We start from the raw sequence: 11,590 nt of genomic DNA, 5'->3' as shown, positions 1-11,590 counted from the left end.
CTCAGGCGGGAAGATTTTCATACCGTCTACCTTAGAGATCACTGGGGCGTGGCGACACGGCCCAACGCGCGATCCAGGAGCCCGAGCGGATCGGACCCTCGACAGGCTGGAAGAAGGCGACGTTACGCCGCCGTTGCCGGCGGCAGCGCCAGCACGGAATAGATCGCCTGGGCATCGCGCGAGGCGCGGAGCTTCTTGGCGATGTCCTGGTCGCGGAGCAGGCGGGCGATGCGGGCCAGCGCCTTGAGGTGATCCGCGCCGGCGCCTTCGGGGGCGAGCAGCAGGAAGACGAGATCGACCGGCTGGCCGTCCATCGCCTCGAAATCGATCGGACGATCGAGCCGCGCGAACAGGCCGAAGATCTTCTCCAGCTTGGGCAGCTTGCCGTGCGGAATGGCGACGCCATAGCCGACCGCGGTGGTGCCTAGCTTCTCCCGCTGTAGCAGCACCTCGAACACCGCGCGCTCGTTCTGCCCGGTCAGCTCGGCGGCCTTGGCCGCGAGCTCCTGCAGGGCCTGCTTCTTGCTGTTGACTTTCAATGCCGGGAGAATCGCCTCGGGTGCGACCAGATCGGTAATCGGCATGGAAGCTTTCCGAGGTGAATTAAACCGTCAGGTTCCGATTTGGCTGGCTTGATAGACCAAGCCCGGCCGGCGTCAATAACATGAAGCAGGAGGGGGACTTAGCCCAAGCCCTACCAAGTCCAGATGTGGGGGGCTTCTACTCCAACGCAATCCCGGTGCCAACTCCCGCGTGCGGCTTTGCCCCTGTCATTGTTAAGGGCCGGGATGGTACGGGTGCCGGCCCACGGGCCTAGCCGCCGGCTTGGCCGTCCACCTTGGCTCCCGGCGGGTCGATCCAGCCCACATTGCCGTCCGCCCTGCGGTAAATGATGTTCACCCGGCCGGACGAGCCATGCTGGAATACCAGGCAGGGTGCCCCGCTGAGGTCGAGTTCCATGACGGCTTCGCTGACCGAGAGCCGCTTCAGCGACGTGGTTTGCTCGGCGATGATGACGGGGCTGTAGCCGGCGACTTCGTCCTCGCCCTCTCCGGGCGCTTCCAGCACATAACTGGTGGCGTCGAGCGCAGCCATCGCCTCGGAGGCGGCATGGGCCTTGCGCGCGGAACGGTCCTTGAGCCGGTTCTTGTAGCGTCGCAGCCGCTTCTCGATCATCAGCAGCGCCTGGTCGGCACTGGCATAGGCATCCGGTGCGTTCGAATCGGCCTCCAGCGTGATTCCCGAATCGAGATGCAGGGCGCAATCGGTGCGAAAGCCGAAGCCGTCCTTGCTCAGCGTGATGTGGCCGGAATAATTGCCGTCGAAATATTTGCGCAGCACCTCGTCGGTGCGGTCGGCAACGCGGCCGCGCAGGGCCTCGCCGACGCTGATGCTCTTGCCCGAGATTCTGAGAGTCATGTGATGCCTCGCTTGGTTGGTGCCCAGCTTGGATCGGTCTCGATGGGGCATCGAGAGTAGCGCGATTTGGCGCCAGCGCAATCAGGCCGGTTCGGGATTGCGGGAGCGATCGGACAAGGCGGTAGAGAGGACGTTACCAAGAGCACTCTGCTTGTCGCGGCGGCGTTGCACCGAGGAGGGTATGCGCATGGCTTCGCGGTACTTCGCGACCGTGCGGCGGGCAATATCAATGCCCGAGGCGCGCAAGCGTTCCACGATGGTGTCGTCCGACAGGATCGCGGAGGGCTCCTCCGAATCGATCAGCTGCTTGATGTGGTGACGCACCGCTTCCGCCGAATGCGCTTCGCCGCCGTCGGCCGAGGCGATCGAGGCCGTGAAGAAATATTTCAGCTCGAATGTGCCGCGATTTGTCGCCATGTATTTGTTGGCGGTGACGCGCGACACCGTGGATTCATGCATCTGGATGGCGTCGGCGACCGCCTTCAGATTGAGCGGCCGCAAATGCGCGACGCCATGGGTGAAGAACCCGTCCTGCTGGCGCACGATCTCGGTTGCCACTTTCAGGATGGTGCGGGCGCGCTGGTCGAGCGCGCGCACCAGCCAGGTCGCGTTCTGCAGCGCATCGGTGAAATAGGATTTGTCGCCGTCCTTGCCGATCTTCTTCGACAGCTCGGAATAATAGGTCTGGTTCACCAGCACGCGCGGCAGGGTGTCGCTGTTGAGCTCGACATGCCAGCCGCCGTCGGGACCCGGACGGACATAGACATCGGGCACCATGGTTTGCAGGCGCGCCGAGCCGAACTTCATGCCGGGCTTGGGATTGAGGCGGCGGATCTCGCCGATCATGTCGGCGATGTCCTCGTCGTCGACGCCGCAGATCTTGCGCAGCGCCGCGACGTCGCGCTTGGCGAGCAGATCGAGATGCTCGACCAGCGCCTGCATCGCGGGGTCGTAGCGGTCGAGCTCGCGGAGCTGGATCGCCAGGCATTCGCTGAGAGAGCGCGCGCAGACGCCGGGCGGATCGAACTTTTGCAGCACGGCGAGGACGTTTTCGACCTCGGCCTGCGACGCGCCAAGACGCTCGGCGGCCTGGCCGAGATCAGGCGGCAGATAGCCGGCTTCGTCGACGAGGTCGATCAGGTACTGGCCGATCATGCGCTGCGCGGGCGCGGTGAAGGCCACCGAGAGCTGCTCGGCGAGATGGTCCGACAAGGTTGTCTCGGCCGCGACAAAGGCCTCGAGATTGTAGTCTTCGTCACCGGAGGCGCCGCCGCCCCATTCGGTATAGGTGGTCGGCGCCGCATCCTGGGCGTTGCGCGCCGCAGCCTCGGCCGGCTCCTCGGAGAAGACGTTGTCGAGGCCGGTGTCGAGGGTCTGCTCGATCTCGGCGCGGGTGCCGAGATCCTTGCTCATCCATTCTTCCTGGCCCGGCTCGAAACCCTCGGCACTGCCGCTGAAGCCATCCTCGCCCTGGCCATCGCCTTGGCCACCCTCGGAATCGCCGTAACTGCCGGCCTCGGCCGGGGCTTCTGCGGGGGCCTCGTCACTGGCCCGCTCCAGCAGAGGGTTTCGCTCGAGCTCCTCTTCCACGAAGGTCGTGAGATCGAGATTGGACAATTGCAGCAGCTTGATCGCCTGCATCAGCTGCGGCGTCATGACCAGCGACTGCGATTGCCGGAACTCTAATCTCTGCGTAAGCGCCATGAAGCAAGAACCGTTCCCAAAAATGGTCCGATTTTTGCTTATCCTAGTCCGAGCCCGATGTACACGTCTTGACGAAACGCAAAAACGGGCTAGAGGCGGAATTCCTCGCCAAGGTAAAGGCGGCGCACGTCCGGATCAGCCACGATCTCATCCGGAGTTCCCTCGGTCAAGATTTCCCCGGCATAGACGATATAGGCACGGTCGGTGAGGCCGAGCGTCTCGCGGACATTGTGGTCGGTGATGAGCACGCCGATGCCGCGATTGGTGAGATGGCGGACGAGATCCTGGATGTCGCCGACCGCGATCGGGTCGATGCCGGCGAAGGGCTCGTCGAGCAGCATGTAGTTCGGCCGTGTCGCCAGTGCGCGCGCGATCTCGACGCGGCGGCGCTCACCGCCCGACAGCGCGATCGACGGTGATTTTCGCAGGCGCGTGATGTTGAACTCGTCGAGCAGCGAGTCGAGCTGCTGCTCGCGCTTCTTGCGCGAGGGCTCGACCACTTCGAGCACGGCGCGGATGTTCTGCTCGACGGTGAGGCCGCGGAAGATCGAGGCCTCCTGCGGCAGATAGCCGATGCCGAGCCGCGCGCGCTGATACATCGGGAGTTTCGTGACGTCGTGGCCGTCGAGCTCGATCGCGCCGCGATCGGCCTTGATCAGGCCGGTGATCATGTAGAAGACGGTGGTCTTGCCGGCGCCGTTCGGGCCGAGCAGGCCGACGGCTTCGCCGCGGCGCACATAGATGCTGACGCCGCGCACCACCTGGCGGCTGCCGAAGGCTTTTTCCACGCTATGCACAGCCAGGAAGCCGGGCCGCTTCAACAGCTGCGGCCCGCCGCCACCGTTGGGCCTGGCGGCAGTCCGGACCGGATGAACCGCCTGCGGGCGCGGCTCGGCCGGATAGTCGGCCTCGTAGTCACCCTGGAACTGGTCGGCCGCGCGCGGCTGGTCGCGGCCAATCGGCGGGGCGTCCCTAACAGGACTGGGCACGAGGCCGCTGACGCTGTCACCGAGCGCGGTGATGTCCTGACGCGCAAATCCTGGCCGGCCGCGCTTGGCGGGGCGCCGACGGAACATGCTGAAGAGATCGACCATCCCCGCCTTCTAGTCTTTCGCGATCATCACGCGATCTGCCGTGCCGGCCTCGATTCGCCGGCGCACCATGAATGAAGGGATGTCTCATGCCCAGTGAAACACGCCCGAAAAGCGGCAGACCCCGCTTCAAAAGCCCTGCGCGCTAGATACAGGCTCGCCCGCCAAGCTTCAACCTCGGATCGGGAGCACCCGATCCAAGTTGTTGAATTCACTTTTGTTTAGTTGCGCCCGGCAATTGCAGAGGCGGCGGCGCGCCGGGTTTGGCGCCCTGGCCGCAATCATTGCTGCCGCCCTGCGGCAGCAATGCCTGCACCCGTCCGTTGTCGGCTTCCACGCGGGACACGCCGGTGGTCATGTCGACCATCAGACGATCACCGCGCAGCACGTTCTTGCACTGGGTCAGGACCACCTGGCCGCCTGCTCCGCCGAGCATGGTGATGAGATTGGTCTTGGTGTCGAACACCGCGGTCTCGCCCGTCACGACCTGGTCTTTCTGGGTGACCACGACATTGCCGCGCGCCTCGAGCCGCTTGATCGAGGAGCTGCCGCCCGGACCCGGCTGCGCCGACTGCATCGGCGCCGATTTCGCGCCTTTCGCTGCGGGCTGCGGCGCGGCCGGCTTGTCGCCGCCGCCCGATTCGTAAAACACCACAAGCGTCTTCGAGGTCATGGTGGTGTCGCCCTGCACGACCTTCACATTGCCGGCGAAGGTCGCCTCCTTCTTCTTGTCGCGCATCTCAAGCGAGGCGGCTTCGATCTGGATCGGCTGATCGCGGTTCTGCGAAAAGCCCTGCATCGCATTGGGCACGCCCTGCATCGTGCTCTGCGCAAGCGCCGCACCCGTGACCAGCAGGGCGAGGCCGATTGCGAGCGCGGCCTTGCTGACAACAGCGTCACGCGGAAAACAGGTCATCATGAAAATCACTTCGAATTGGCAGATTTGTTCTGAGGCGTGCGTGTCTTCGTCGGCGCAGGCTCGGGCGGTGCAGGCTGAACAGCGGCGGGCTCATCCAGCTTGTCCAGATGCATCACCACATTGCCCTCGAAGCGGATGACGTCGCCGCCTTCGGTAATGCGCAGGCGATCCGCGCTCAGCGTGCCGTTGGTCAGCTTGACGTCGACGCGCTCGTCCGAGGAGACCGTGCCCTTGCCCATGTCGACGAAGGCCGAGTTCAGGCGCGCCTCGTAGCCGGTCGAGGTGCGCAGCAAGATGTCCTTGCGCAGATCGAGCTGCTGCTGCTTGTTGTCGAAGCGGCCGGTGCGGGCGTCGAGGAACAGGGTCGATTGATCCTCCATCAACACCTTCGCGCGCAAGTCCTTGAGATCGACATGGTCGGGATCGGTGATGTCCTGCGTCGCGGTCTTGGCCCAGAGCTCGTAGGGCCGCTGATCGGGCGTGTAACCAGCGAGGTGCGGCGATTCCATCGTGATCTTGGTGCCCGACACCACCAGATTTCCGCTATCGACCGGCAGCTTCGGTATCAGCATGCGGAACGGGTTGAAGATCGAGACGCCGACGATGGCGGCCATGGACAGCAGCACCGCACCCGGCACCGCGATGCGCAGAATCCGCACCAGGCGGCTGTGGCGCGCCGCGCTGGCGAACTTCGCCGCGAGCGCGGCGTCGTAGGTGGGATTCTGGGCCGAATTCACCTGGGTTCCTGCTTGCCTGGCTCCTGACGAGGAGCTCGCCGTGTCCGGTCGAGGGGGGCACCCCATTCTATCCGGCGCCGCCCAAATATGCAGCCGGCGACAGGCCGTTACGAAAGTGTCCGAAACGGGGCGGCAAGGCCCGGCCAATCGCCGCGCCGGGCGTTCAGGAATGCGCGAAAATGTCCTCTTCCGCCCAGCCCTGGAGGTCGAGCAGGGCGCGGGTCGGCAGGAAGTCGAAACAGGCCTGCGCCAGCTGGCTGCGGCCTTCCCGCACCAGCATGGCATCCAGCCGCTCGCGCAAGGCATGCAGATGCAGCACGTCGGAGGCGGCATAGGCGAGCTGCGGCTCGGTCAGGCTGTCGGAACCCCAGTCGCTGGACTGCTGCTGCTTGGAGAGGTCGATGTTGAGCACCTCGCGGACGAGGTCCTTGAGGCCGTGGCGGTCGGTGTAGGTGCGGGTCAGGCGGGAGGCAATCTTGGTGCAATAAATCGGCCCGGTCATGACGCCGAAGGTCTGGTACAGCACCGCGACGTCGAACCGCGCGAAATGGAAGATCTTCGTGACCGCCGGATTGGTAAGCAGCGCCTTCAGGTTCGGCGCGTCGGTGTGGCCCTTGGGGATCTGCACCACGTCGGCGCTGCCGTCGCCGGGTGAGAGCTGCACCACGCAGAGCCGGTCGCGGTGCGGGTTCAGCCCCATGGTCTCGGTGTCGATCGCCACCGCTCCGGTGTAGCGGGACAGGTCGGGCAGGTCGCCGCGGTGCAGGCGTACGGTCATGAAAACCTCGGGTCGAATCGGTGCGTCGATATCATAGGCTAGTCGAATGGATCGCGATGTAGCCAGTCGCAGCAGGTCACGCAAGCGGCGGCCGCGACCTTGCGGGCCGGTCAGATCGCGGCGAGCATGATGCAGACCATCGCCGCGACGGCGATGCGGCTGGGACCGTCCCGGAAAGCGTACAGGATCGGATCGTCCGGCATCTCGCGGCGATGCGCCATCATCAGGGCACGGCCGAACCAGTACAGCAGCAGCGGCGTGAGCAGCCACAGCATCCAGGGCCGGCTGTAGAGCGGCGTCACCGCCGAGGACGAGACGTAGAGCGAGAACACGGTCACCGCGTTCATGGCGCTCGCCGCCGCCATCGCGGCGATGACGTTAAGGTCGGTAACGCGATAGTCGCGGTTGGCGGGATCGGCGAGGCCCGCGCTCTCGCGCATGCTGAGCTCGCTGAAGCGCTTGATCAGGGCGAGCGAGGTGAAGACGAACAGCGAGAAGATCAACAGCCATTCCGACAGCACCACGCCGACACCGACGGCGCCGGCGACGATGCGAAGCGTGTAGAGGCCGGCGAGCGTGACGATGTCGACCAGCATCTTGCGCTTGAGCGCGAGCGAATAGGCGATCGTGGTGACGAGATAGAGGCCGAGCACGCCGAGGAACAGCGGCGAGATGCTGAGGCTGGCGGCGAGCGCGAACAACCACAATGCGGGAACGGCCGACAGCGCCGACGAGATCGGCAAGTCGCCCGCCGCGAGCGCGCGGTGGCGCTTGGTCGGATGCTGCCGATCGGCGGCGAGATCGAGCAGATCGTTCATCAGATAGGCGCCCGAGGCGCAGGCCGAGAACGCCAGGAACGCGAGCAGCGCGTAGCCCAGCGCCGAAAGGCTCATCTGATGCGCCGTGAGCGCGGGCACGAACACGAGCGTGTTCTTGGCGTATTGATGGACCCGCAGCGCCTTCACCCAGGTGGCGAGGTCAGCTCTGCGGACCTCGCGATTTTCGATGCGCGCAATGGAGGCACGATCGAACGGCACGCTGCCCGCGGCGAGATCGGCCGACGTGACGACGCCATCGAAGCCGAGATGCGCTGCGATCGCCGCGGCGTGAGCGGCGAGCCGATCCGCGACGAGATAGATCTTCGCCCCGCGCGCCCGTGCCGCCAGCGCCCGGTTCATCACATCGGAATCATAGGGCAGATGGGCGTAATCGATCTCCGCCCGCGCCAGGATCTTCGTGAGCGCCGCCATCCCGGCCCGTCCGCCCGCGCCGAAGCGCGCCAGCAGGCGGCCGGGGCTGGAGAACAGCGCCTCCAACAGCAGCTCGGACCGCAACAGGGCGCCTTCGAGGTCGATGACGAGGGTCCGGGCCGCCGACGGCTCGGACACGCCAGGATCATACTGGGAGGCACGCTGCTCCATCGGAAAACGCTCTGACTTGCCGCGACATGACCGGCAATTCGGCCGGGGAGCAGGAAATGGACGGCCAACCCTATGGGAACATTCGCTAAAGGCGGCTTAATTCGGTTGGAGAGGTGGGGACGGCTTCCGCCCCAGGCGCTGTTGCCCGGATCCCACAATCCGCCGCGAGCTTCCTGTCCCGGCAGAACTTTTGCTTTCCGCGCCGTGGACATCGTCCCCGCCCACCCTATCTGCCAATTTCCCTCCCCGGGGCTCCCCACCGTGAATCAGATGCCATGACCGAACAAACGCTCGCTGCGCCGATCGACGACCAGCGCCCGCGCGGATTCTCGCGCTACCAGGCGCTCCTCATCGCGCTGCTGGCGCTGACGCAGTTCACGATCATCCTCGATTTCATCATCATGTCGCCGCTCGGCGCCATCCTGATGCCGTCGCTCAACATCACGGCGGGGCAGTTCGGCGTCGCGGTGTCGGCCTACGCCTTCAGCGCGGGAGTGTCGGGCATCCTCGCCGCCGGCTTTGCCGATCGTTTCGATCGCAAGCGCCTCTTGCTGTTCTTCTATGTCGGCTTCACGCTGGGCACGCTGCTGTGCGCGGTGGCGCCGAACTACCATGTGCTGCTGATCGGCCGGATCGTGACCGGATTGTTCGGCGGCGTGATCGGCGCGGTCGTGCTCGCCATCATCACCGACCTGTTTCCGCTGCAGATGCGCGGCCGCGTGATGGGAATCATCCAGACGGCGTTCGCCGCCAGCCAGGTGCTCGGCATTCCCGCCGGCCTGTTTCTCGCCAATCACTGGAGCTGGCATGTCTGCTTCGTCGCGATCGTCGTGCTGTCGATCGTGACGATCGCGATCATCGCCTTCGCCATGGAGCCGGTCGACGCGCATCTGAAGCTGAAGCAGGACAGAAACCCGTTCCACCATCTGGTCGCGACGATCAGTGAGCCGCACTACACCCTGGCCTTCGCCGTCACGACGCTGCTGGCGACCGGCGGCTACATGCTGATGCCGTTCTCCAGCGCCTACACCGTGCATAATCTCGGCATCGACATCACGCATCTGCCGACGATCTATCTCGTCTCCGGCCTGTTCAGCATCGTCACCGGCCCGCTGGTCGGCAGGGCCAGCGACACGTTCGGCAAATACCCGACCTTCGTGTTCGGCTGCGCCATGACCGTCCTCATGGTGCTGATCTACACCCATCTCGGCCACGTCTCGCTCGTCACGGCGATCATCGTCAACGTGCTGATGTTCGTCGGCATCTTCTCGCGCATGATCCCGTCGCAGGCGCTGATGTCGGCGATTCCCGATGCGAGCCAGCGCGGCTCGTTCAGCGCGGTCAGCGCTTCGCTGCAGCAGCTCTCCGGCGGACTCGGCTCGGTGCTCGCGGCTGCGATCATCGCACAAGGCGCGGACGGCGCCCTGCTCCATTTCGACCGGATCGGCTACGTCGTCGTGACCACGACGATCGTCACGCTGGTGATGATGTATTTCGTGCAGAAGGCGGTGGCGGAGCGGACGGGGAAGCGGGTGGTGTGAGGGAGCGGCTCCTGCTCCACATTCGGATGAACCCACGCCGGGCCTTCGGTGACCAAGGTTGCATCGATGCGCGAACGGAGATTTCCAGTGAAATTCAAACTTGCCGCCGCGATCCTCGCCGCAGGCCTCACGCTGGCATCGATGGCTTTCGCGCAAGACACCACCCAAAGCACCGCGCCAGCCGACCTTGCCGTGATCGATGCCTGCCTGAAGAAGGTGGAGAAAACCGGCGGTTTCGGCGGCACCTGCGTCGGGCTCGTCGCCGACCCCTGCATCAAGGCGGCAGAGGGCGCGAATGACGATGTCGCCAGATGGAAGGCCTGCGCGGCGCGCGAACTCGCCGTCTGGACGCAGAAAACCAGTGAGGCGCTGAAGAAGGTTCAGGCCGGCGGGTTCGCCGACGCGATCAAGGCGGTCAATGACTCGCAGAAAATTTTCGCCGCGTCGCGTGATCGCCTCTGCGCGGTCTTCGACAACGTCGACCCGGGCATGTACCGGGGCGGCGCGAGCTACTGCCGCCTGCGCGAGACCGCGAACCGCTCGCTGAGCCTGATCAAGCTCGGCGCTGCGGTCAACGAGCACTGAGGCCTCCTAGGGGGGCTCGGGGTCACCGGCCTTGCCGGCATCTTCCGACGTGGCGACGACGGCCATTCGGCGCGCCATGAGCGCTGTGCTTCGGAGTCGTGGACCGGTCAGCAGCTCGATGTCCTGCGGATGAGCGATTTCAGTCGCTTGAGCAAGGGATGGTGCCCAGGAAAGGACTCGAACCTTCACGGCCGTTAAGCCACTGGCACCTGAAGCCAGCGCGTCTACCAATTCCACCACCTGGGCATGCCGTTTGGGGCACGGAGGCGGTTACTACGGTTCGGTGACGCCGTTGTCAATTCATGCGTGAGGCCGGGGTCGGGATGCCGATTGCGCATCGCAAACCGGCCCGATACAAGCCTGACACGACACACTCTTTCCGCAGGAATAGCTCCCATGGCATCGAATCTGGACACGCTCGTCACGGTTTTCGGCGGATCGGGGTTTTTGGGCCGCAGCGTCGTCCGCGCCCTGTGCAAGCGGGATTACCGGGTCCGGGTCGCGGTGCGGCGGCCGGAACTTGCCGGATACCTCCAGCCGCTCGGCCGGGTCGGGCAGGTCCACAATGTGCAGGCGAATCTGCGCTATCCGGCCTCGGTCGAGGCGGCGCTGCGTGATTCGCATGTCGTGATCAACCTCGTCGGCGTCCTCACCGAGGGCGGCGCGCAGACGTTTGACGCCGTCCAGGCCAAGGGCGCCGAGACCGTCGCCAAGGCGGCCGCCGCCGCCGGGGCCCAGCTGGTGCATGTCTCGGCGATCGGGGCCGATGCGCAATCGCCCTCGCGCTATGCCAGGGCCAAGGCGGCCGGCGAAGCCGCGGTCCTGGCCGCGGTTCCCTCCGCCACGATCTTCCGCCCCTCCGTGATGTTCGGCCCCGAGGACCAGTTCACCAACCGCTTTGCCGCACTGGCCCGGATGTCGCCGGTGCTGCCGCTGATCGGCGGCGAGACCAAGATGCAGCCGGTCTATGTCGGCGACGTCGCCAGCGCGATCGCGGATGCCGCCGACGGCAAGGCCAAGGCGGGCGCGACCTACGAGCTCGGCGGGCCGGAGGTGCTGAGCATGCGCGAGATCATCGAGGCGATCCTCGAAATCACCGACCGCAAGCGGATGCTGGTGCCGCTGTCGTTCGGCCTCGCCCGCTTCCAGGCCAACTTCCTGCAATTCGCACCGGGCGCGTTCAAGCTGACCCCGGACCAGGTCACGCTGCTCGAGCGCGACAATGTCGTGTCCGATGCGGCGAAGGCCGCCGGGCTGACGCTGGAAGGCCTCGGCATCACGCCCGATTCGCTGGAGGCGATCGCCCCGCAATATCTCTGGCGCTTCCGCGCGGCCGGTCAGTTCCAGCGCATGAGCGTGTGAGTTTCATCTCTCCCGCTTGCGGGAGAGGTCGCC

11 protein-coding genes and 1 tRNA gene are annotated in these 11,590 nt (G+C 65.5%); 3 read left to right on the top strand and 9 right to left on the bottom strand.

The features are described 5' to 3' along the window. Window positions 1–122: 122 nt before the first annotated feature. The 8 genes from ptsN to N2602_RS01285 all read right to left on the bottom strand — a co-directional run bounded on the left by ptsN (window position 123) and on the right by N2602_RS01285 (window position 8,036). The gene (ptsN, locus tag N2602_RS01320) at window positions 123–584 is read right to left on the bottom strand and encodes a PTS IIA-like nitrogen regulatory protein PtsN (RefSeq protein WP_063681444.1); all 462 of its coding nucleotides are present in this window, start codon (window positions 582–584) and stop codon (window positions 123–125) included. A 229-nt stretch (window positions 585–813) separates the two neighbouring features. Then, window positions 814–1,419, bottom strand: a complete 606-nt coding sequence (gene hpf / locus N2602_RS01315; protein ID WP_260381515.1) for a ribosome hibernation-promoting factor, HPF/YfiA family — start codon at window positions 1,417–1,419, stop codon at window positions 814–816. A gap of 81 nt (window positions 1,420–1,500) precedes the next feature. Next, window positions 1,501–3,123, bottom strand: coding sequence for an RNA polymerase factor sigma-54 (gene rpoN, locus N2602_RS01310; RefSeq protein WP_260381514.1), 1,623 nt, complete (start codon window positions 3,121–3,123; stop codon window positions 1,501–1,503). Window positions 3,124–3,212: 89 nt separating this feature from the next. Beyond that, window positions 3,213–4,217 carry an LPS export ABC transporter ATP-binding protein gene (lptB, locus tag N2602_RS01305; protein ID WP_260381513.1) on the bottom strand — a complete coding sequence of 335 codons (1,005 nt, stop codon included), beginning with the start codon at window positions 4,215–4,217 and terminating at the stop codon, window positions 3,213–3,215. A gap of 208 nt (window positions 4,218–4,425) precedes the next feature. Then, window positions 4,426–5,133, bottom strand: a complete 708-nt coding sequence (locus N2602_RS01300; protein WP_212257743.1) for an LptA/OstA family protein — start codon at window positions 5,131–5,133, stop codon at window positions 4,426–4,428. A 5-nt stretch (window positions 5,134–5,138) separates the two neighbouring features. Further along, the gene (lptC, locus tag N2602_RS01295; protein ID WP_172788627.1) at window positions 5,139–5,870 is read right to left on the bottom strand and encodes an LPS export ABC transporter periplasmic protein LptC; all 732 of its coding nucleotides are present in this window, start codon (window positions 5,868–5,870) and stop codon (window positions 5,139–5,141) included. 163 nt (window positions 5,871–6,033) lie between these two features. Next, window positions 6,034–6,648 carry a ribonuclease D gene (locus N2602_RS01290; RefSeq protein ID WP_212257744.1) on the bottom strand — a complete coding sequence of 205 codons (615 nt, stop codon included), beginning with the start codon at window positions 6,646–6,648 and terminating at the stop codon, window positions 6,034–6,036. A gap of 110 nt (window positions 6,649–6,758) precedes the next feature. After that, window positions 6,759–8,036 (bottom strand): UbiA family prenyltransferase, encoded by a 1,278-nt coding sequence (locus tag N2602_RS01285; protein ID WP_260381512.1) that lies wholly within the window; start codon window positions 8,034–8,036, stop codon window positions 6,759–6,761. A gap of 308 nt (window positions 8,037–8,344) precedes the next feature. Here N2602_RS01285 and N2602_RS01280 point away from each other — a divergent pair, with 308 nt between their 5' ends. Next, window positions 8,345–9,610, top strand: coding sequence for an MFS transporter (locus N2602_RS01280; protein ID WP_260381511.1), 1,266 nt, complete (start codon window positions 8,345–8,347; stop codon window positions 9,608–9,610). 48 nt (window positions 9,611–9,658) lie between these two features. Next, entirely contained in the window at window positions 9,659–10,195 is a 537-nt protein-coding gene (locus N2602_RS01275; protein WP_260381510.1) for a lysozyme inhibitor LprI family protein, read from the top strand. Between the two features lie 159 nt (window positions 10,196–10,354). Here the strand turns inward: N2602_RS01275 and N2602_RS01270 are convergent. Beyond that, window positions 10,355–10,441 (bottom strand) — tRNA-Leu (locus tag N2602_RS01270). A gap of 150 nt (window positions 10,442–10,591) precedes the next feature. Here N2602_RS01270 and N2602_RS01265 point away from each other — a divergent pair. Continuing rightward, entirely contained in the window at window positions 10,592–11,557 is a 966-nt protein-coding gene (locus tag N2602_RS01265) for a complex I NDUFA9 subunit family protein (protein ID WP_260381509.1), read from the top strand. The last annotated feature ends 33 nt before the right edge of the window (window positions 11,558–11,590 follow it).

It is taken from the genome of Bradyrhizobium sp. NC92 (genome assembly GCF_025200865.1).
Lineage (GTDB): Bacteria > Pseudomonadota > Alphaproteobacteria > Rhizobiales > Xanthobacteraceae > Bradyrhizobium.
Note: the sequence above shows the minus strand (reverse complement) of the source record. Positions and strands in the feature narration are given on the sequence as shown.

Excerpts from the sequence above, each read along its gene's own strand:
- rpoN (WP_260381514.1), bottom strand. The coding sequence starts at position 3,123 with ATGGCGCTTACGCAGAGATTAGAGTTCCGGCAATCGCAGTCGCTGGTC.
- hpf (WP_260381515.1), bottom strand. The coding sequence starts at position 1,419 with ATGACTCTCAGAATCTCGGGCAAGAGCATCAGCGTCGGCGAGGCCCTG.
- N2602_RS01280 (WP_260381511.1), top strand. The coding sequence starts at position 8,345 with ATGACCGAACAAACGCTCGCTGCGCCGATCGACGACCAGCGCCCGCGC.
- N2602_RS01300 (WP_212257743.1), bottom strand. The coding sequence starts at position 5,133 with ATGATGACCTGTTTTCCGCGTGACGCTGTTGTCAGCAAGGCCGCGCTC.
- ptsN (WP_063681444.1), bottom strand. The coding sequence starts at position 584 with ATGCCGATTACCGATCTGGTCGCACCCGAGGCGATTCTCCCGGCATTG.
- N2602_RS01290 (WP_212257744.1), bottom strand. The coding sequence starts at position 6,648 with ATGACCGTACGCCTGCACCGCGGCGACCTGCCCGACCTGTCCCGCTAC.
- N2602_RS01265 (WP_260381509.1), top strand. The coding sequence starts at position 10,592 with ATGGCATCGAATCTGGACACGCTCGTCACGGTTTTCGGCGGATCGGGG.
- lptB (WP_260381513.1), bottom strand. The coding sequence starts at position 4,217 with ATGGTCGATCTCTTCAGCATGTTCCGTCGGCGCCCCGCCAAGCGCGGC.